The organism is Nocardia miyunensis NBRC 108239 (genome assembly GCF_001613065.1).
In the GTDB taxonomy this organism is placed as follows: Bacteria; Actinomycetota; Actinomycetes; order Mycobacteriales; family Mycobacteriaceae; genus Nocardia; species Nocardia miyunensis.
This window is the reverse complement of record NZ_BDBQ01000141.1, coordinates 1-21,180: the sequence shown is the minus strand read 5'-3', so window position 1 is coordinate 21,180 and position 21,180 is coordinate 1. Positions and strand designations below refer to the sequence as shown.

The window sequence follows — 21,180 nt, the reverse complement described above, 5'->3', positions numbered from 1 at the left end:
CGCGTCGATCGCGGCGTCCACGGCCGCACCGTCGCCCAGCGCGCCGGACACCAGCCCGCCCAGGTCACCGCCGCGGATGCTGGCACCCTCGCGGGTGCCCAGGGACACCTCGGCGGTCACGTGGTGAGCCCAGCCGTCGCCGAGCTCCCAGACCTTCTTGACCCGTTCCGCGATCGCGGCGGGCCGCTTGCCCGACGGGCCGAACACCTTGCGCAGATGATCGCCGATCGCGTCGGACAGCACCGAGCCGAACGGCTTGTAGGTGCGGGCCAGGCGATCCACCGTGGCCGACAACGCGCCCATATCGGCGTCGGCGGCGCCGTCGATCGCGCCCAGGGACAGTTCCGAACCCAGGTCGACCAGCAGCTGGTTGCGGCGCGAGGACACGCCGTCGCACAGACCCTCGATGGTGTCCACCGGGCCGATCTGATCCATCCGCAGCTTGGTCCACAGCGCGATGAGCACACGGGTGGCGTCGGCGGCGGTGAAGGAGATGTCGTCGGGGCGCGGGCCGCCGGACGGGGCTGCCGGTGCAGCTGCCGGGGCCGCGGGAGCCGCTGCGGCAGTGGCGGTTTCGGTCGAAGCCTCGACCTCTTCCGGCTCGTCGACCGGGGCGGGATCGGTGTCGGTGGAGTACACCACACCGGACTCGCGCTCGATGTTGAGCACCTCGACCTTCGTGGTGCCGAACTGCGGCAGTTTGAGGGTGTTGGTCGCCAGGTTCGCCACGGTCGGCGTTGCGGCCAAACCGATTTCGACGAACCGCTCGACGCCCAGGCCGCCCTGATCCGGATCGCCGAACAGCAGATCCTGGGTCTCGATCCAGCGCACCGGGCTGGCGAACTGCCAGGCCAGCAGCTCGATCAGCACGACCCGGCACAGCTCGGACGGCCGCGCGGACCAGTCGTCCCAGTCCGCGAGCACGGCCGTGAGCGGCTCGGACGGCACGTAATCGGCGATCTCGGCGATGAATTCGCGATCCAGCGAGAACGGCCGCGGCACCAGGTTCGGGATGTAGCGCCCGATGAGCACCTCCGGGTGCAGCTCGTGCGGCAGCAGCTCCTCGAGCTTGCCGCGGAACTCCGGCACGCCCTTGCGCAGCACGGTGGAGTGGAACGGCACGTCGATGCCGGGCACCAGGATGAACGCCCGCTTACCGCCGAATTCCGCACGGCGACGCTCGATTTCGTCCTCGAGCCGCTCGAGTCCCTTGACGGTGCCCGCGATCGCGTACTGCGCGCCGCGCAGGTTCAGGTTGACGACCTCGAGGAACTCCCCGGCCTGCTCGCTCACGCTCGCGACCCAGTCGATCACCTCGGCGTCGGGCAGCCCGATCTGCGAGGGACGGATGGCAGCCATCCGATAGTCGCTGCGGCCCTGGTCATCCCGCGGCACCAGCTCGTGCATGGCCGAACCGCGCTGGAACACCACCTCGAGCACCGCCTCGAGCGGCAGCACACCGGCGACGGCGGCCAGCGCGTTGTACTCGCCGACCGAATGTCCGGCCAGCATCGCGCCCTCGACGAACGCGCCCGCCTCACGCAGCTCGGCCACCTGCGCCACACCCAGGGTGGCCATCGCGACCTGGGTGAACTGCGTCAGATGCAGCACGCCCTGCGGGTGGCGGTACTCCACGCCGCGCGCCTTGAGGTAGGTCGGGTTGTCCCGGACCACGGCCAGGATGGAGAAGCCCAGCGCCTCACGAGTGTGCTTGTCGGCGCGCTCCCAGATCTGCTTGGCCGCCTTGGAGCGGGACCGCGCATCCAGGCCCATCCCCTTGGCCTGAATGCCCTGTCCCGGGAAGGCGTACACGGTCTTCGGCGCGGCCAGCCGCCCGGTGCCCGTCATCACCAGATCACCGTCGATGCGGCAGGACACCTCGACGATCTCACTGCCCGCGTCCACCGCGACGCGCTCGACGCGCACGTCGATCTCTGCGCCCGGCCGGACCATGCCCAGGAATCGGGTGGTCCAGGCGGTGATGGCGCGCGGGGGCAGCGGGGAGGACGGATCGATCGCCGACACCGCGTGCTGCGCCGCGGCGGACAGCCACATGCCGTGCACGATCGGGCTGCCCAGACCGGCCAGCTTGGCGGCGTTGTCGGAGGTGTGGATGGGGTTGTGGTCGCCGGAGACCGCCGCGAAGGCGGCCATCGCGCGCGGGGCCAGGATCGTCACGTCCCGGCGACGGCGGCGCGGGGTGTCGGTCGCCTCGTCCGAGACCGTTCCGGCCGCGCGCGGCGGATCGGTGAGCTCGCCGTCGCCGTTGCGACCGCGAATCGCGAAGCGCTCCACCAGTTTTGCCACGACCGGGGTGTCCAGGCCGTGATCGCGCATCACGCCGACGGTGACGTTCACCTCGACCACGCGGCCCAGGTCGGTGTCCAGCACCGCACCGGACTCCGCACGCACGGCCAGCACCGCGTGCTCGTCCGGGAGGGCAGCGGCCAGCTCGATCCGGTGATCGAGATGCACCAGGTCCAGCATGCCCTCGATGACGCTGCCGCCCTGTTCGGTGCGGGTCGCGCCCAGCACCGCGAACACGGCGGGCCAGCACGCGCCCACCAGCACGTCCGGCACGGTGCGGCCGATGGTGCTCAGCGTCGCGGGCAGGCCCGAACCGGTGACTCCGGCGTGGTCCGCGATCAGATCCGGCGACCAGGCCAGGTTCACGTGTGCGACGTGCGAGCCGTCGGCCGACTTGACCTCCGGCAGCGACTGTCCGGCGGCGACGGCCAGCAGCGCCGACATCGCGGCCGCGGCGTCGTCCTCGGAGACGACCGGCGCACCGCCGTTATAGGCCGAGGCGGGCACGGTCATCCGGATCCGCACGCTCGCACCGGCTTCGGTCTCCCGGCCGGTCAGGCGGGCCAGCGGCACGCTCAGCTCGACGTACGCGTTGTCGGTGTCGGGGCCCTCCACCGCGGTCAGCTCCGCACCGGTGGAGCGGTGGTACGCGCCCTGCTCGCCGACGGTCCACTCGCCCGGATCACCGAGGCGGTGCACCGGGTTGGGGGCGGTACGGCCGGCCCACTGCACGTCGGGTGCGGCCAGCACCAGATCGATGGCTCCGGCGATGACGTCCGCGCGTCGGCGGCCGTCCACCGCACGCGGCGTCAAACCTTCGCGCACAAGCGAATACGCGGCGTCCTGCTCGAAGCGGTCGAGCAGTTCGCCGACCGGCTCGTCCACCCGGGTGATACCCGCGACCGCGACCGTGCCCGGGATGACGCACACCTGATCGGCCGAGTAGCGCGGATCGTGCGCCTGCCACAGCGAATCCGAACGCCACCAGCGGCGCACGTCGCCGTCCACGACGGGCACGAAGTTGACCGGCTTGCCCGGGGTCTTGCACAGGGCGATGAAGAACGGCACGTCGGCGGGGTGCAGTACCGCCTCGGCGACGGCCGGGTACTGCTCCTTTAGCGTGCAGATCGCCTGCACCGGAGCCTCGAACGCGTCGTCGCTCGCGAAAAGCGTCGCGATCTCACCACGGTCGGCCGGGTTGAGCCGGGATTCGGTGCGGCGCACCATCTCCGCGAACCGGTCGCGCCAGGTGATGTCCAGCCACACCGAGCGGGTGGCGTCGGCGATCGCGTCGCCCAGGTCGGTGCCGCAGTCGAAGTCCTTGCGGCGGTCCAGGCCGATGGCCAGTTCGACGTAGCGCTCCAGCCAGTCCAGGTAGGTCATCGTGGCCAGGTCGCCGAAGTACGGCTTGGCGGTGCCGTTCAGCGCGGCGATGATGTCCTCGCGACGCTCGGCGACCGCGTCGGCGTCACCGGCGACCTCGTCGAGCAGACGGCCGGTGCGCGAGGCGGAGTTGTCGATCTCGTGGATGTCCGCGCCCAATTGGCTACGGCCCGAAGCCATTCCGCCGGTCGCGGTGCCCGCGCCGACCCAGTCCGGGGTGCCGGGGGTGTCTACCAGCAGCTGCTTGACCTCGGGTGCGGTGGTGGCCTCCAGGGTCGCCATCGCGGCGGTGCCGACCAGCACGCCGTCCAGCGGCATCGCCGGGTAGCCGTGCACCTGCGACCAGCGGCCGGTCAGGTATTCGGTAGCGCGCTCGGGTGTGCCGATGCCGCCGCCGACGCAGACCACGACGTTGGCGCGGTTGCGCAGTTCGGCATAGGTGTCCAGGAGCAGATCGTCAAGATCCTCCCAGGAGTGGTGGCCACCGGCGCGCCCGCCCTCGATGTGCATGATCACCGGGTAGTCCGGCACCGCGTCGGCGATCCGCAGCACGGCGCGGATCTGCGCGACGGTGCCCGGCTTGAACGCGACGTGACTGATGCCGACCTCGGTCAGCTCCTCGATCAGCGCGACGGCCTCGTCCAGCTCCGGGATACCGGCGGTGACGATCACGCCGTCGAGCGGGGCTCCGGCCGCACGGGCCTTCTGCACCAGGCGCTTACCGCCCAGTTGCAGCTTCCACAGGTACGGGTCCAGGAACAGCGAGTTGAACTGCACCGAACGTCCCGGGTGCAGCAGGGTCTTCAGTTCGGCGACCCGATCGGCGAAGATCTGCTCGGTCACCTGACCGCCACCGGCGAGTTCGGCCCAGTGGCCCGCATTCGCCGCCGCCGCAACGATTTTCGCGTCGACGGTGGTCGGGGTCATGCCCGCCAGCAGGATCGGCGAGCGGCCGGTGAGCCGGGTGAACGAGGTTTCGACCACGACGCGGCCGTTGGGCAGCCGGATCGGCTGAGGTGCGAACGTCGTCCAGGCCGCGGCGACCGAGGGGGCCGCACCGGGGGTGAACAGCGCGCGCTGGCCGGGCCGGGTGGCCACGGCGACGATGCCGACGCCGGTGCCCCGCAGCGAGCCCTGGGTCAGGCGGGTCAGCAGATCACCCGGGCCCAGATCCAGAATCCATTGCGCGCCTTCGGAAACCGTGTTCTCGACGATGGATACCCAGTCCACCGGATCCACCAGGATCTGCCGGGCGAGTTCACCGGCCAGTTCGGCGTCGATGCCGCACTTGGCGGCCCAGCCCGACACCAGATCCACGGTCTCGGCCAGTGCCGGGTGGTGGAAGCCGATCTCGACCTCGACGTCCTCGAACACCGGCGCGAACACCGCGCCGCCACGCTTCTTGGCGTCGCGGTCGTGGGTCTGCTCGGCGTTGATCTCCGCGCAGCGCTGGCGCACCCGGTCCAGCTGGGCGACGGTGCCGGACAGCACCACCCGGCGGCGTCCGTTGCGAATCGACAGCACCGCGGCCGCGGCCGGATCCACGCCCTCGGCCACCTCGGCGACGATCGCCTGCAGCTGTTCGGGATCGACATTGGAGACCGCGACCATCGGGGACTTCTCGCCCACCGGGACCAGACCGCGGCGGCGCGCCACGAGAGTCGCCGCCGCACCGATCAACTGGGCCACCGCGAGCAGTTCGGCATCACGCGAGCCGTGTTCCTGCGCGGCCTTCGCCGCGAGCAGGCCCTGCGAATGCCCGACCACCGCGACCGGCGCGTGCTCGGCCGGATCCAGCCCCTGCAGCCGCAGCGCCCGCAGCGCGGCGACCTGACTCAGGAACACGCCCGGCATGGAGACCGCGGCGGAGCGCAGCATCTGCGGCGAAGGCGCGCCGGAGACCTCATCGGAGTCCTCGTCGGCCAGTTCGTCCTCGAGCATCCAGGCCACCGGGTCGAACCCGACCGGCCGGACCACCAATAGCTGCGAGGCGACCGGTCCCAGCAGGGTCGCGGCCTCGTTCACCAGCGCGGTCAGCTCGGGTTCGAGGGCGCTGTCGCGCCCGATCTCCTCGAGCTCGCCCAACCACTGCGCCCCCTGGCCGCCGAAGGCCAGCGCGTAGGCCTCCCCCGCCAGCAGTCGGTCCACAAGCGACGACTTGATACCTGTATCGGGAACCCCCCCGGAAACCTTCGCGGTAGATCCGGTCCCGGTGCTCTCGTTGATCGTCAAGACGTTCGACTTCCTACTCGTGGTGGCTCACCCCTGCACTCGGGGCCGCACCTGGCGTGCACACCGCACTCCTCGGCCCTGAGGACTGATCAGTGGCGAGGATGGCACAAAATCATGAGGAAATCCTCACGTTTGCCCCCTACCTCTCCAACTACCGCCGAGTATTCAAGTACGCCCGTACAAGAATGCCGCCAAACATGACTCCCCCTCATGTTTGAACCCGCTGGTGGGGCCAGTAACCCCCGTTCAGAAAAGTTGAGGACCCCTCATATTGACCGTTACGCAATCGTTATAAACCCAGGTGGTGTTACCCGCGAGTACGAAACGCCGATCCACCGCTTCGCTCCAGCCGCCACGCCCGGTAGAGTTTGGACGGTCGTACCATCACGCGCGAGTGGCGAAAATGGCAGACGCGCTGGATTTAGGTTCCAGTGTCCTAACGGACGTAGGGGTTCAAGTCCCCTCTCGCGCACAGATTCCCGGCAGATTTGCCGGGTTTGCGTGCCATGTGTTCGAGTGCGCTCGAACACACGGAGGTGACCTGGGAAATGCGCACCCACCTGCGACAACTTATGGCGAATCTGCCACGATCGGTGATCCACATCTCCGATGGGCCGGGCATTGGATGTGAACGGGGCCGCCCATGATCCCCCCGCTCATTCCGCCGCAAGCACCGCTGGAACAGCTGATCCGCGGCACGCTGCCCGGTCCACCGGAACCGACCCCCGTACCCGATGACGACATCCTGTACGGCGTTTCGACACTCGGCGAGGCCGGCAGAGTCCTCGATCGGCATGTAACGGCAGCGCTCGATTGGGCACCTGGGACGCATCTGCACATCCAGCCTGTGGAGGACGCGCCCGCACCAACCGCGCATCCCGTGGCGGCACAAGCACCGTCGAACACTTCATTTCCACCGTCCGCTGCGTCTACCGGCACGCTGAAGACAGAGGCTGGATTCGCCCCAGCGACAACCCCGCCCGCAAACTCACCTTTCCCGCACGCCGCACATCGCACCGCTACGCCATCCCCTCGGACCAACTCACCCAGATCTGCCATATCGCCGCGATTACCGGCGAGACCCCGACCTGGACTCCCTGCTCCTGCGCCTGCACCTCGAAACAGCCTGCCGCCGAAGCGGAGCCCTCTCACTACGTCCACACGACCTCGACATCACCCAATGCCTGGCAACGGTCTCCCCCACCCTGATGAGCCACCTCGTCGCCCACGGCCACGAACGCCACAGCCCACAAATCCGAACAACTCCTGCGCTACCGCAACGGCGAACCCATCACCAGACGGCGTTACGACTACCCGCCCTACACCGACCGGGCGGCCAAGCTGATCCGCTGGATGTACCGGGTCTGTTCTTCCTGATTGTCAGCATCCCGCTGATGCCGTGAGTGGCAGAATCCACTGTGGCGGAACGGAACTCGCTCGATCGATGTGATGCCGTGAGATCGCGATGGGAGTCGAACTCGGCGGCCTGGACCTCACCGGCCGGGTGCCGGGCCTGCTGCACGCGTGAGCCCGGGTCGCCGACGGGAGTTTTGCCTCGGCCTGGTGGAAACGGTGCTGCGCGCGGCGAACCGGGACGGGCAACTCCCGGACTGGCCGACTCGTCTGCTGTTGCGTGAGCGGGACGGGGCGATCCGGTCACCGCGAGCCGCGCTTACCGCGTGGTGGTCATGCTTAAGTCGCCTTCGCGTGTCGCACCGCTGTGTCGGTGGCATCGAATTCGTTTGATACCAGTATCTTTCGTGTCGACTGGTGTCAAAATCCCACTGGATCAACAGGTGTAGATCCCGCGATTTCGCACGGCTGCGGTCGCGTAGGTTTCTGCTTCCCGCTCGCTTTTCAGCCGCACGAAAAGGATCTACTCATGTACCCATCCGACAGACGCAAGCTGGCGCGCTTGCTGGTTCCGCTGATCTTGCTGGTGACCGTGCTCGTGGCACCATTCCACACGCCACAGGCGTCCGCGGACGACGGCATGACCAACATCCTCGACCATAAGTACGGGCTGTTCGTCCACTACCTGCCCCGCCTCACGGTGAACTCCAGCGGCGTGGCCATCGAGGACCCCAACACCCTGGCGAACAGCTTCGACGCGAACGGATTCGCCAACGACCTGGCCACCGCGAAGGTGCAGTACGTCATCTTCACCGCCTGGCACTCCAAGATGGTGGCCCTGTACCCGAGCCAGAAGATGCTGGACTGGGGCCTGCCCGGCCACCGCGTCGACCGCGACCTCATCGGAGACATGATCACCGCGGTCAAGGCCAAAGGCATCCACGTCTACCTCTACTCCCACCCGCGCGACGGCATGGAATTCACCGACGCGGACAAACAGACGACCGGCTGGGGCACAGCGCCGCACCCGACCAACCAGGAATGGAACCCGGGATCGGACTTCAACCGGCCCCGATGGAACGCGTTCATCAACGACATCTACCAGGAACTGATGCAGCGCTACGGATCCCGGATCGACGGGCTGTACCTGGACGAGGGAAGCCCCGCGGGCGACAGCCAGAGAGTCATCGACTACCCCCGGCTGCGCAACACGATCAAAACGGTCAACCCGCGCGCGGTGTTGATCCAGAACAACTACGGCAACCTGTACGGCCTGGACATGGGCATGAAGGAATACTTCGGCCAGAACGAGTTCGCCCAAACCAACGGAGACCTGTGGCCCGGCTACGCCGAGCCCGTGGCCGCGACCATGCGCGGAACCGGAACCTCCTGGTGGGCATCGGAAACCGGCGGCTCGGTGAAGTACACGCCACAGAGCATGTTCCGGTACACCGTCCTGCAAGCGGCCACCGACAGCGAGGGCGGCGGCATGGCCTGGGCCGCGGGACCCTACGCCGGGGGCGGCTGGGAACCCGGCGTCATACCCGCACTCCAGCAGATGGGTACCTGGATCGACCAGATCAACCCGTCCGTCTTCGGCACCCGGCCCAGCACCTCCTACCCCACCAAAGCCGGAACCCGCATCACCGACCTGTCCTGGGGCGTCGCGACCAAATCACCTGATGACCGCACCGAGTACATCCACGTGCTCAAACCGCCTGCCGGGCAAACCCTCACCCTTCCCCTGCCCCAGGACGGCAAGGTCTTTTCAGCAGCCTCCCTGGTCAAGGACGGCATGCCGGTACTGCTCACCCAGGACATCAACCATGTCAGGCTCACCATCCCAGAATTCTGGGACGCCAACGACACCGCGATCAAACTCACCGTCGCCAGCAGCTCCGGTCCCGTCGCGCTCTACCGCTGCTTCGACCCCAGCACGACAGATCACCTGGTCACCACTCAATCCGGGTGCGAGGACCCCAGCCGCTACTCCCTGGAGGGTCCCGTCGGCTACGTCTACCACGGCCAGGTCGCGGGCACGGTTCCCCTCTACCGCTGTTTCAACTCCAGCACCAGAGATCACCTGATCACCACGCAATCCGGGTGCGAAGACCCGAGCCGCTACTCCTTCGAGGGCCCGGTCGGCTACGTCTACCACGACCAGATCACGGGCACTGTGCCCCTCTACCGCTGCTTCAACTCCAGCACCCGACATCACCTGGTCACCACCCAGTCCAATTGCGAGGACCCGAGCCACTACTCCCTGGAAGGCCCCCTCGGCTACATCATCGACTGAACCAGACGAACGTACCCGAAACGAACGATCGAGTAAGTCCCCGATGTGACAGGCTGGCCGAGGCCCACCCCGCCCCGGCCAGCCGGGACGGGGTCACCCTTCACGCACGAGGGGCCGCGATGTCGAGCGGGCCGACGAGGTACTCCGCGGCTGCAGCCAGGCCCATGCGTGCCTCAGCTCACCCAAGCAGGACTACGACGTCCTGATGGCTGCGTCCAACGAGTTCCCTTCTGCCACAGCGGATCCCGCTACGCATTGGAACTTCTGGCCCAAATCGAATCCGGCAAAGCAGGACCCGGCGACGTGCGCGTTGAGCCCAACAGAGGTCGTCAACGGTGTTCGCCCTGCCCGATTTGCTTCATCAACGCGTCCATATCGGCCTGGTCCCAGACCTCGGCGAACTTGCCGTCTTCGAGGCGATAATGAGTGAGCTCGGAAATAGTCACCCGACGACCGGTTGCCTCAATTCCACGGAAAGCCCCCCTGTGGGTGCCGGTTACAGTGAAGTGCAACGCTATATAGTCGCCGTCTACAAGGAGGTTCCGCATATCCCAATGCCAGTCAGGAAATGCGGCGAAGAGATGTGAGAATTGCGTCGTAACGGCGACTGGATCCATAGGGACGTCATTGACCTTGATAGTTGGTGTATAGAATGACGCCATTCCATCAAAATCGTGCTCATTACAGCGCTCGAGATAAGACAGGTACCTGGATCGGTGTTCGTCGCGCTTTGTAAGCATGCATTCTCACCGCCTCATGTGGTCGACTCACATACCTTCGCAAACATATTAGTCCTTCAGCAGCTAGGTGTACTGACCACGGACCTTGGTGACGGCGTGGCGAGCTGACATAACGAAGACCTCCGAGTGAAGTGCGAGCTGTCTGGAAACGCATTCACCACCGGAGGTCTTCGTGTCCCACCGTAATGCCCCACTGACCGAGTTGGGCCGGTTACGGCTCGCGCGGTACGTCGTGGATGAGCGTTGGCCGCTGCGGCGTGCAGCGGAACGGTTCCAGGTCTCACCCACCACCGCCGAACGGTGGGCCGACCGCTACCGTGTCGCTGACGCCGCCGGGATGAGCGACCGGTCCAGCCGCCCGCATCACAGCCCGAACCGCACACCCACCCGCACAGAACGCCGCATCGTGAAAGTACGGCTGCTACGCCGGTGGGGGCCAGCTCGTATCGCGTACCTGCTGGGATTGCATCCCTCGACCGTGCACCGCGTGCTGGCCCGCTACCGGCTCGCCCGGTTGCGGTGGCTCGACCGTGCCACCGCCCAGCCCATCCGCCGCTGCGCGCACCCCGCACCCGGCGACCTGATCCACCTCGACATCAAGAAACTCGGCAACATCCCCGACGGCGGCGGCCACCGCACCGTCGGTCGCCGCGCCGGTAAACGCAATCGCACCCGCACGCCGGGAAAAACGCTGCGGCGCAACGGAAAGCAGCCATGTCGGCATCAGCTACCTGCACAACGCCGTTGACGACCACTCCCGCCTGGCCTATAGCGAGTACTCGCCGACGAGCGCAAGCAAACCGCTGTCGCGTTCTGGCGACGAGCACGAAAGTTCTTCGCCACCAACGGAATCAGCGTTAGACCGGTACTGACCGACAACGGCTCCTGCTACATCTCACAACTGTGGCGATCCGAGCTGGCAGCCACCGGCATCGCGCACAAACGGACCCGCCCCCACCGGCCACAAACCAACGGCAAAGTCGAACGCTTCAAGTGCGCACGAGGCGCATGGTTGTATTCCCGGTTCAGCCGGGAGGGACTCGAAGGGAGGTTCCTGGGTCTGATGGGCAGCGGGTCGCTCGGCCGCATGTCACGCATGGGCCGCAGCACCCCTTTCGGCTTGCCCGTGGTGCCCGAGGAGTACGACAGCGGCATGCCGAGTTGCTCGTCCGCCACCGGTGTGACGGGCTGCGCGGCGGTGACGGTCGCGTAGTCCTCGAACGGGTCGTTCGCCCCGTCGACCATGATCCAACGCTCGACGTCCGGGCACAGCGCGGGCAGCTCGACGGCCACTGCCATGCGACTGGTCGTGAAAACGACGGTCGCTCCGCAGTCGTTGATGATGTAGGCAGCCTCCGAAGCGGTGAGCTGGGCCGAGGCCAGGGTGTAGTAGAGGCCTGTTCGCTCGGCACCGCCCTGGACTTCCACCATGGGTAGGCAGTTCTCCATGAAGATCGAGATCCGGTCCCGCTGTCGCAACCCATGGTCCCGCAGCAGGTGGGCGACGCGGTTCGCCCTGCCGCCCAACCCGTCGGCGCGTCCGCCGTCCGGCCCGAGCCCGAGTTCCGGGGATATACGCTCTCTGCCCGCGTCCCGCGGGCCACTACCCGATGCCACGGGAGATGACGACGGCCGAGGTACAGCTCACGGTGCGCCACTTCGTCGACGCCGCCGTTCCCGGGGCGGACCGACACGACGACCACAGGGGCCCGGGCCGTCGCGACATCGCAGGTGGGGCAGCAGCGATCAGAAACTTCCACTCCGCAGTACTGCCGAGACGAGTATGCGGAGTTCGTCGGCGATGTGCGGCCTGCTGCACATCGCCGCGATAGGGGTGATGTCGGCGACCAAGCCGATGGATGACTGCACGCGTGCCCGCGCCTCGACGACTGGAATGTTCGGCAGCACCTCCCGCAGGGTCGCCACCCATTCATCGACGTACTCGCGTTCGCTCTTGCGTATCGCCTGCTGCTGTTCATCGGGCAGGTAGATCAGGTCGCTGGCCACAATCCTGAGTAGCGGTCCGTGGGGTCCCAGCGCGAGTTCGATGTACGTGCGGACGATGGTGTCGAGCGCGCCTTCGGGATCCTTCGCATACCCCAGCCGATGCCGAGTCACATAGTGGAGTCCTTCCGCGCCCCGGGTGAGCACCGCATTGAGAATCTCGGACTTTCCGCCGAAGTTCTGATATACGGTCGCCAACGCCATCTCGGATTCCGAGGCGATTCCCTCTATGCCGATACCGTTGTACCCGTTGGCATCGAACAATCTCGTGGCCGTACTCAGTATGCGCTCGCGCCGACCCTGCGGTGTCCGAAGTACCGGACCATACGTCTCCGAACCACTTGTGGCAGCCTCCAGTGCGCATGCGAGAATGGCTCGCGCCATTACTTCCAACAGCTCCCGCGCTCGCCCGGGATCCAGTTTCTCTCGATACTCACGAACGTTCGAGTACACCGACAGGACGCTCCATGAGAGAAGTTCCAGATCAGTCTCTCGCCTGTCCGGATAAGCCGACCGAAATATTTTAAGAGCCATTGCCAGTACGGCACGCAATTTCTCCCTGAATTCGATCCTCTCGTCGCCCGAGAGATGGCGCCGCTCTCGCTTCCAGAGCAATGCTTCTTCTCGTTCGAGGACCAGCTCACCGAGTTCGGAGAGAAAGAACGTCACCCGATCTTCCGGCTCCGCACCCATCGCCAGTGCTCGCGTTGCCACTGCCTCGACGGCCCCTAATTGTTCGGTCAGGGCATGCGCGAGTATCTGGTGTTTATTTCGGAAATGGCGGTACAACGCCGGTCCGGTCAGCCCGACGGCAGCCGCCACATCGTCGATGCTGACATTGTGATATCCGCGCTCTCGAAAGAGTCGTGCGGCGGCTTCCATGAGTTGAAGTCTCCGCACCGAGGTTCGCTCGTGGCTCCGAACCGACTGCACCATCTCGTCCCATCCTCCCTGCACCCCATCCTCATTCCAGGATGAGACCGTCGCCTCGGCTACGCGCTGTTGCCCAGCTCGCCCGCCGGAACACCACCCACCAACTGGTCCAGATATTCCGCGAGCCCGAGCAGAACAGTGCCAGCGGAATCGTCCAGCCGCCACCGGACAGCGCATTCGGCAATCCTCGTGACGGATTCGGATCCCTCCACGATCCTGCGGTTGCGCAACGGAATGGCGGCGAGCACGTCACCGCTCACCGTCAGATCTCCCGCCGCGGTGGAGATGGTCAATCCGATCCGGTCCGGAAACTCGTCGGCATCGGAGCCGGTATGCAATTCCACGCCGGTGACCTGCTCGAGCAGGTCGCCGTACCGTACGAACCCGTCTATCCGAGTTTTCCCCTCGCGAGAACCCAGATAACCGATCATGAAACCCATATCGGGGCCGGAGCCGTGCAGCCACCGATAAAACCACGGCGACTGCCAGGAACGTGGTCCCCAGGAGTGGTCCCGGATTCCGCCGCCCCGCACGATGAACTCGTCGTCGCCCACCACGACCGCACCCGTCGCCTCCACCTGCTGCTCATAATGATGAGCGGCGAAGTCGTCGCCGGCCGGGCTGCCGAAATGCGGCGGGCCGGCAGCTCGAAATTGCAGGAAGACCCGCAGCGGGGTCCGACGGCCATGGGCGAATGCCGACCGAGGTTCCAGCATCGCCGCCGGATCGGACAAGACGACCACTTCGCCATCGAAGCGGACCTCGTGACTGCTGAAGGGATCGCATACGCGGAACTCCAACCCGGCGCCACGGAAGCACTCGCCGACTTCGGGCTGCTCCCGGGCGAACGCGAAGACAACCTCTCCGCCCGGGAAGAACAGGCAAACAGTCCGCTCACCATTTTGCTCGTTCGGTCGCGACGCCAGCCGGAAGAAGCCGCCCAACCCCGACGAGGGATCCGCGAAGTGAAAATACATGGACTCGTTGTAGTTCGGCTCGGGTCCCGCGATGTGCAGGAGGTCATCGTCCGGGGCATACCCGGCCGGCCAGCTGTCGTCCGGTGTCATGACTTACTCCTCATGTCGTTCACCACTGCTAGGAGACCGCTCGCGATTCGCCTCGCCAATATTGTTTCCGCAGTTCGTGTTTGGCTATCTTGGCCGCGGGAGTCAGCGGGAGCGCGTCGACGAAATCCACGCTGCGCGGCGCCTTGTACCGCGCGATCAGAGTTCCGCAGTGATCGCGCAACTCCGCGGCATCGGCCGACATGCCCGGTTGCAGCACGACCACGGCATGGACCCGCTCGCCCCAGTCGGGATCGGGTACCCCGATCACCGCGCAGCTGGCCACCGCCGGATGCCGCGACAGGGCGTTCTCGACTTCGGCCGAGTACACGTTCTCTCCGCCGGAGACGATCATGTCTTTGATCCGGTCGACGATATAGAGGTAGCCGTTCTCGTCCAGGTAGCCGCCGTCGCCGGTATGCATCCAGCCGCCGCGCAAGGCAGTTGCGGTCTCCTGCGGGCGATTCCAGTAACCGAGCATCACGTGTGGACCCCGCGCCACTACTTCGCCCACCGTTCCGCACGGCACGTCGACATCGTCGGAATCGACGATCTTCACCTCGGCGATGGGCACTGCCCGCCCGGCCGACCGCAGGAGTGCGGGATCGCGGTGATCGGCGGAGGTCAGGACCGTCGTCGTGGGAGAGAGCTCGGTCATCCCGTACGCCTGCAACAGCCGCACCTCCGGCAGCAGCCGCATCGTGCGTTCCAGTACCGCCTGCGATATCGGCGAGGATCCGTACAGCAGATTCCGCAGACTCGACAGGTCGCGCTCCGCGGCCCGCGGGGAGTCGACGAACATCTGAATCATCGTCGGCGCCAGGAACATATCGGTGATGCGGTACTTCTCGACGGCGTCGGCGACGACCTTCGGGTCGAATCCGGGCAGGATCACATGAGAACCTCCCACCATGTTCCGCGCGATCCACCCGGCTCCGTCGGCGAGATGGAACATCGGGGCGCAATGCAGAAGCCGTCCGTACGGTTCCATGAATTGCCCGGTGGCGAGGGCACCCAGCGCCGCCGTCACCAGATTCGTATGACTCAGCATCACCCCTTTCGGGGTGCCGGTCGTGCCGCCCGTGTAGTAGATGGCGGCCAGATCCGCTCCCCCGCGCCGGGCATCCTCGACAGGTTCGGCCTGCTCGATCAGCTTCTCGAAACCGTATACTCCCGACGGAGTCCGCCGCTCACCACTGTGGACATATGCGTCCACTACCGTTGCCGCACTGCGGATTTCGCCGACGAGGTCCAGGAAAGTGTCATCAACGACCAGCACCCGAGCGCCGGAGTCCTGGAGCGAGAACGCGATCTCCGGCACGCTCCACCGGGTATTGAGCGGAACGACGACCGCATCGGCCCACGGCGCCGCCAGCAAGAATTCGTGATAGTGATCGCTGTTCTGCGCCAGGATCGCGATCCGGTCTCCGCTGGCCACCCCCAGCCCGTGGAGCGCCGCCGCCAGACGCGCCACACGGTCTTTGCACTGCGCCCACGTGCGCACGCGCTCGCCGAACACCGTCGCGGGCAGCTCGGGATTCAGCTGCGCCGCGCGGTGCAGCGCCTGTGTCAGGTACATCGTCGCCTCTTAATACGTCACGTTCCCCGCGTCGACCGTAAGCGCCAGTGCGGTAACGAATTTCGATTCGTCGGAAGCGAGGAACAGCACCGCGTTCGCCTGGTCGGCGGGTTGGCTGAGCGGATCCGGGAACGAGGTGGTGAGCATGCCCCCGACACCCGGATTGGCCTCGAGCGCGGGCCCGAACGGAGCCGTACCGGCCGGATCGCCCATCGCCGTATCGACCCCGCCCGGATGCAGGCTGTTGACCCTGATCCGATGTTGCGCGAGCTCGTGCGCCAGGGCCTTGGTCATTCCGGTGATGGCGTGCTTGCTCGCCACGTACGGCAGCAGGAAGGGCAGGCCCTTGAGCCCGGCGGCCGAGCTGGTCAGGATCATCGAGCCGCCGCCGCGCTCGACCAGGTGCGGCGCGGTGGCCATGATCGTGTTCCAGGTCCCGGTCAGGTTGACGCTGATCGTTTCGTCGAAGATCTCGGGAGTGACCTGATCCCAGGGGGCGATGATGCAGATCCCGGCGTTGGCGACGACGATGTCGAGTCCGCCGTGCTCGGCCACCGCCGCGTCGACCGCGGCCGGGAGACCGGCGCGGTCCCGGATGTCCACCACCGCGGCCGAGATCTTCCCGCCCGCCGCCTCGACCAGCCGTACGGTCTCATCGAGATCCGCCGTCGTCGCGCTCGCGTACTGGACCTGCGGGATCGGCGTGCAGACATCGAGGGCGATGATCGAGGCGCCCTCCTCGGCCAGCCGGATCGCGTGCGCGCGCCCCTGACCGCGCGCCGCACCCGTGATCAGGGCTACTTTGCCCTGGACTCGTCCGCCCATTGCCAAATCCTCCAAATACGGATTATCAGTCATAATTTCAAATATTTTCCGGAAGGCCTCGACGCTCGCGATTATCGCCCGGCGAGCCGATCCCTGCGTCGCTGACCCTGCAGCGCCATAATTTCGTGGTGCCATTGAGTCTCGCCCAATCCGGTTCGACCAGCCCAGGAACACGTGAATTGGTCGAAGGAAATATAGGTATTGGGGCCCATATCGATCTCGAACCCGGACCGCTGCTCACCGGTGATCCGGTACTGCTCGCCGGTCTCGTCCGTGACGTCGTATTCGACACGCACGATACGGAAACCGGAGCGGTGATAGCGCACCGAGATATCGCGGACCTTGCGGACCTCTTTTCCGGCAAGGACGTACGCGTGCGTGACGACCGCGGAGCCGTCGGCCTCCTGCCGGGTCTGGGAGAGCAGGGTCAGTTCATCGCCGAAATGGAACATGTCGAAATTCCCCGGCGAATGCCGGTACTCCGCGCGGGGGCTCCACGAATGATCGTGCTGGGCAACGCAATCGACCGCTTGGCGTTCACCGTCGATCGTTACCTCGCCGACGACCTTGATCGTCTGATCGACATGCCCGACCGGCTCGTCACCCGTTCGCGTCTCGAGACGCCCCCGGTCCCCGGTGTGATGGAAGCCCACGAACCCTTTGCCTGCGCCCTCGATCGCGGTCCAGGAAAGATCCACCGGTTCCATCATCGCCGTGACCTCGAGATCGGCGGTCAAACGGCCGCACGGAGAGCGGTAGCGCAGAGTCCACTCCCGGGGCGCGGGATGCGCCTCGACCGTGAGACCGGACCAGAGCGTGAACCTCGACAACCGGGCCGACCCCATCGGCATGTGGTACTGCTGATCGCAGTAGTCCATGTCGAGAATGGATTGCGCCACCTCCGAAACGGCGAACACCTTCGAGGTCGCCACGTCGAGGTTGGTGCGGAAACCGGCCCAGAAATGCAGGCGCATCCCGGCCTCGGTCCACGCGGTGAACCACTGTGTCTCCAGCCATCGGTCTTCCCGATAACTCGGTCTGGCGAAGTCCTTGTAACTACGAGGCATGCTGACTCTCTCCTTCGAGGGCGTTTGCCGCTGAGTCCGTGCCGGCGAATTCGAAACTCGGGAAGCCCGAGGCGACCTGCTGATCGAACACGGCGAACACCGCGTTCGCGCCGCCCATGTAGAAGTGGACGGTCTGCAGCTTGCCCTCCATATTGGCACCGAAACCGTAGGAATTGGCTTCACGGCCGTAGGCGTACATCAGCGTCTGTTCGGCGATCTCGGCCGCATGCGAGGACCATTCCCGCTCGGCCACTTCTTTGACCTCGATGGTGTCGGCGCCCAGCCGCTCGCCTCGAGCGATCACCTGAGAGACGAAGGTCGACACCTCTTCCGCCGTGGTCGGCCAGTTGCCACCGGGATAGAGCGGCCCGCCCAGGATGAACAGGTTCGGAAATCCATTGACAGCAATGGACAGATAGATGGACAGCTCATCCCGCCAACGCTCCTCGAGCGACATTCCGCCTCGACCGCGAACATCCATTCGGAACAAGGAGCCGGTCAAGAAGTCGAATCCGGTCGCGAAGATGATGACATCGAAGTCGTATTCCGCATCCGTCGTGGCGAGGCCGGTCGGCGTCGCATGTGTGAACGGAGTAGCGCGCACGTCGACGAGGTCTACATTGTCCTGGTTGAACGTCTCGAAGAACTCCGTGCCAGAAGGCGGCCGCTTCACCGTGTACGGGTAGGACGGCAACAGCTTTTCCGCGGTGGCAGGATCGCTGACCAATTCCTTGATCTTGCCACGCAAGAAGTTCGAAGCCGTGTCGTTCGCGGCCTTGTCGACCCCGATATCATCGAAGGATTCGATCATGAATCGGAAGCCGCCCTTGCTCCATGCCTCCTCGAAGATCGCCGCGCGCTCCTCGTCACCGAAATCGAGCGCTTTTCGCCCGGTGAAAGAGTAGGGCATGGAGAACGGGTGCTCACGAACGCGCCTCCGGAAGTCGGCTCGATTCCCCTCGAACTCTTCATGGTCGGCATCGGTCAGCGGCGCATTGTTCATCGGAACGCTGAAATTGGGCGTGCGCTGGAAAACCGTCAGATGTTCCGCCTGCTTCGCCACCTGCGGCACGATCTGGATACCGCTCGAGCCCGTGCCGATCACCGCGACTCGTTTCCCACTGAAATCGACATCTCCGGCCGGCCACGTCGCGGAGTGGTAAACCTGGCCTTGATACTCCTCGAGGCCCTCGAGGGTGGGGCGTATCGGAGCCGATTGAATTCCGACCGCACTGATCAGGTATTTCGCCGACCAGGTCTTCCCGTCGTCCGTGTCCACCTCCCAGCGGGCGCGAGCTTCGTCCCATATCGCGCGCTCCACCGATGTCGAGAAGCTGTAGTGGCGCCGGAGATCCAGTTTGTCGGCCACGGTACGAAGGTAGGTCAGCACCTCCGGCTGAGCCGGGAACCGCTCGGAATAACGCCACGGACCGAAAAGGTCATCGAAGAAATTCAAGCGGTAGAAGGTACCTTCGGAATCGGTTCGCGCGCCCGGATATTTATTCCAGAGCCAGGTTCCACCGACATCTTCCGCACGTTCGAACGAGCGAACCTCGAGGCCGGCTTCGCGGAGCCGATATGTGGCGGCGAGTCCCCCGAAGCCGGCGCCGATGACGATTGCGTCGACCGACCCCGCGGAGGCACGGCCGTTCGAATTCGAGATAAAAGGCATGTCATGTATCCTTGAAACTTAATTATTTGATGGCGATCGGGTTGACCGGCGATCCGGTACCACCGGTGACATTCAGCGGCGGCGCCGTCAGGAAGAATTCGTAGATTTTATCCTCGGCGCAATCCGCACCGAGCGCCTCGAGGTCCCACAACTCACCGAGCATGAGGCCCATATCCCGAAGTGCCAGCATGTGCAGCGGCAACACAATTCCTTCGCGTGGCACCGCAGGCTCGACCGCGACATTGTCGGCCGCGACGGCCGCCACATCGTGATCGAACAGCCACCCGGCCGTGCGCCACCCCAGACCGGGGCCGTCGGCCTGCCAGGCCGGTCCGTGATCGAGACCGTACTCGGCGTATTTCGGCCACCATCCGGTACGAATCAGGACGATATCCCCTTGCCGGATCTCCACCCCCTGCGCCGCAACGACATCATCCAATTCCTCGGGCTGGATGACAGCGCCCGCCTCGACCGCGTCGACACCCCTGTGACGGGCGATATCGAGCAGCACGCCACGGCCGGCGACCTGCGCCGCCTCCGCCACCGCGTCGATCCCGTCGCGCATGACGCCGAAGCTGGTCGACATACTCGCGGGGACATTGTTGTACATCAGGTTGTCGTAGTAGGCATGACACAAGGCGTCCCACTGGGTCGATGACTGCAGTGCCATGATGATCCAATCATCATTGACACGGAACGGCGTGGTCTCGTAAACCGGACCGATCTCACCTTCGCGACCACCGCCCCAATTCCCCAGCCGCTGCCCCAGATTTTCGTCGCCGCCATCGATAGCCATCAAATGGACCGGCGCCCGGCGCAGGCCGTGCGCCCCCATCGGGCTGTCACCGTTGAGCGGTATGGCCAGAGAAAATGTTTTGCCTCGACGCGCCAATGTCGCCGCCCGCGCGAGAGTGTCGCCGGTTATGTGATTGAGTGTCCCCAACTGGTCATCGTCGCCCCAACGCCCCCAATTGCGAACTCGCTCCGCGAGCCGTCGCCAATCATCGCTCATAGCGGACTCCTCTGTCTGCTGATCTGCCATTACGCACGAGCGTCCAGAACACACCCGGCTCATACGCTTCACGCGGCCTCGCGGCGTCACCAATGTTAGTTTGTATTTCAGCGATGTCAACTACATCACACTAAATTTCCACAAGACCAGAAGGTTCACCCGGCTGGGCCCGGCCGCCGAGCCGCCGCCGGCCTCGCATGCCCCTTCGACAACGGTATGCATCCCGGAAGCTAGCCGCCCGGCCAAGCGGAAGATGCTGTCTAACAGCCGGTTCACAGAGAAGAAGACCGGTAGTCATCGATCGCACTTACTGCGGGAGACGTCCGATTCTCGACATCCAGCCATCGCCGAAGCTGGGTCCGGCCGCAGGGCCGGACCCAGCTCAGCACCACAAGCCACGCCTCAGGCTGCCTTTAGTTGTTAATGGAAACTCTATGCGGATCTGCGATTGTAGAAAATAGTGCCACGTTGCGAGCCGTATTCGCTATAAGTGCACACTGTGATACCGCGTCCCGCCGAACCAGTCCGCGGAAGTGACATAGCTGCTGTATGCGAACACGGGGCCGAGGATGCGGCATCAAGCGCTGAAAGCCGTGTGCATACGGCCGAGGCGCCTCCGACGAATCCCGGATATATTCGGTCGTTTCCCTCGGCATCAGTGCGATACCGCAGCCGATGCCGAGAACGAACCGGCGGTGTGGTGGACATGTCAG

10 protein-coding genes, 1 tRNA gene and 2 pseudogenes are annotated in these 21,180 nt (G+C 65.5%); 3 read left to right on the top strand and 10 right to left on the bottom strand.

Translation table 11 applies throughout. From position 1 onward, the window contains the following. Window positions 1–5,922: fatty acid synthase subunit beta domain-containing protein (locus NM2_RS44910; protein WP_157121934.1), on the bottom strand; the 5,922-nt coding region annotated here is incomplete at its 3' end. Between the two features lie 388 nt (window positions 5,923–6,310). Here NM2_RS44910 and NM2_RS44905 point away from each other — a divergent pair. Further along, window positions 6,311–6,394 (top strand) — tRNA-Leu (locus NM2_RS44905). Between the two features lie 1,410 nt (window positions 6,395–7,804). Further along, complete coding sequence (locus tag NM2_RS44900) at window positions 7,805–9,571, top strand: alpha-L-fucosidase (protein ID WP_067683321.1); 1,767 nt, start codon at window positions 7,805–7,807, stop codon at window positions 9,569–9,571. Between the two features lie 329 nt (window positions 9,572–9,900). Here the strand turns inward: NM2_RS44900 and NM2_RS44895 are convergent, their stop codons facing one another. After that, window positions 9,901–10,311 (bottom strand): ester cyclase, encoded by a 411-nt coding sequence (locus tag NM2_RS44895; RefSeq protein ID WP_067683319.1) that lies wholly within the window; start codon window positions 10,309–10,311, stop codon window positions 9,901–9,903. A 172-nt stretch (window positions 10,312–10,483) separates the two neighbouring features. Between NM2_RS44895 and NM2_RS44890 the strand changes: the two are divergent. Beyond that, window positions 10,484–11,335, top strand: a pseudogene (locus tag NM2_RS44890) (IS481 family transposase); the annotation flags it as partial. Between the two features lie 83 nt (window positions 11,336–11,418). Here NM2_RS44890 and NM2_RS48465 read toward each other — a convergent pair. From NM2_RS48465 to NM2_RS44855, 8 genes and pseudogenes are all read right to left on the bottom strand, one after another. Beyond that, a pseudogene (locus NM2_RS48465) lies at window positions 11,419–11,928 on the bottom strand (AMP-binding protein); the annotation flags it as partial. A 129-nt stretch (window positions 11,929–12,057) separates the two neighbouring features. After that, window positions 12,058–13,197, bottom strand: coding sequence for a TetR/AcrR family transcriptional regulator (locus NM2_RS44885; RefSeq protein ID WP_245718556.1), 1,140 nt, complete (start codon window positions 13,195–13,197; stop codon window positions 12,058–12,060). A 110-nt stretch (window positions 13,198–13,307) separates the two neighbouring features. Next, a complete protein-coding gene (locus NM2_RS44880) occupies window positions 13,308–14,315 on the bottom strand; it encodes a DUF7064 domain-containing protein (RefSeq protein ID WP_067683316.1) in 1,008 nt (335 codons plus the stop codon). 28 nt (window positions 14,316–14,343) lie between these two features. Beyond that, window positions 14,344–15,891: an acyl-CoA synthetase gene (locus tag NM2_RS44875; RefSeq protein ID WP_067683314.1), complete on the bottom strand. Its 1,548-nt coding sequence runs from the start codon at window positions 15,889–15,891 to the stop codon at window positions 14,344–14,346. Between the two features lie 9 nt (window positions 15,892–15,900). Continuing rightward, window positions 15,901–16,716: a mycofactocin-coupled SDR family oxidoreductase gene (locus tag NM2_RS44870; protein ID WP_067683312.1), complete on the bottom strand. Its 816-nt coding sequence runs from the start codon at window positions 16,714–16,716 to the stop codon at window positions 15,901–15,903. Between the two features lie 71 nt (window positions 16,717–16,787). Beyond that, window positions 16,788–17,783 carry a DUF7064 domain-containing protein gene (locus tag NM2_RS44865; RefSeq protein ID WP_067683309.1) on the bottom strand — a complete coding sequence of 332 codons (996 nt, stop codon included), beginning with the start codon at window positions 17,781–17,783 and terminating at the stop codon, window positions 16,788–16,790. Beyond that, window positions 17,773–19,455: a flavin-containing monooxygenase gene (locus tag NM2_RS44860; RefSeq protein WP_084532296.1), complete on the bottom strand. Its 1,683-nt coding sequence runs from the start codon at window positions 19,453–19,455 to the stop codon at window positions 17,773–17,775. Before NM2_RS44860 ends, NM2_RS44865 begins: the two co-directional genes overlap by 11 nt. Before the next feature lie 22 nt (window positions 19,456–19,477). Next, window positions 19,478–20,467: a cyclase family protein gene (locus NM2_RS44855; protein ID WP_067683307.1), complete on the bottom strand. Its 990-nt coding sequence runs from the start codon at window positions 20,465–20,467 to the stop codon at window positions 19,478–19,480. Window positions 20,468–21,180: the final 713 nt, after the last annotated feature.

Coding starts and splice junctions, on each gene's coding strand:
- NM2_RS44895 (WP_067683319.1), bottom strand. CDS start 10,311: ATGCTTACAAAGCGCGACGAACACCGATCCAGGTACCTGTCTTATCTC.
- NM2_RS44880 (WP_067683316.1), bottom strand. CDS start 14,315: ATGACACCGGACGACAGCTGGCCGGCCGGGTATGCCCCGGACGATGAC.
- NM2_RS44855 (WP_067683307.1), bottom strand. CDS start 20,467: ATGAGCGATGATTGGCGACGGCTCGCGGAGCGAGTTCGCAATTGGGGG.
- NM2_RS44900 (WP_067683321.1), top strand. CDS start 7,805: ATGTACCCATCCGACAGACGCAAGCTGGCGCGCTTGCTGGTTCCGCTG.
- NM2_RS44860 (WP_084532296.1), bottom strand. CDS start 19,455: ATGCCTTTTATCTCGAATTCGAACGGCCGTGCCTCCGCGGGGTCGGTC.
- NM2_RS44885 (WP_245718556.1), bottom strand. CDS start 13,197: ATGGAAGCCGCCGCACGACTCTTTCGAGAGCGCGGATATCACAATGTC.
- NM2_RS44865 (WP_067683309.1), bottom strand. CDS start 17,783: ATGCCTCGTAGTTACAAGGACTTCGCCAGACCGAGTTATCGGGAAGAC.
- NM2_RS44870 (WP_067683312.1), bottom strand. CDS start 16,716: ATGGGCGGACGAGTCCAGGGCAAAGTAGCCCTGATCACGGGTGCGGCG.
- NM2_RS44875 (WP_067683314.1), bottom strand. CDS start 15,891: ATGTACCTGACACAGGCGCTGCACCGCGCGGCGCAGCTGAATCCCGAG.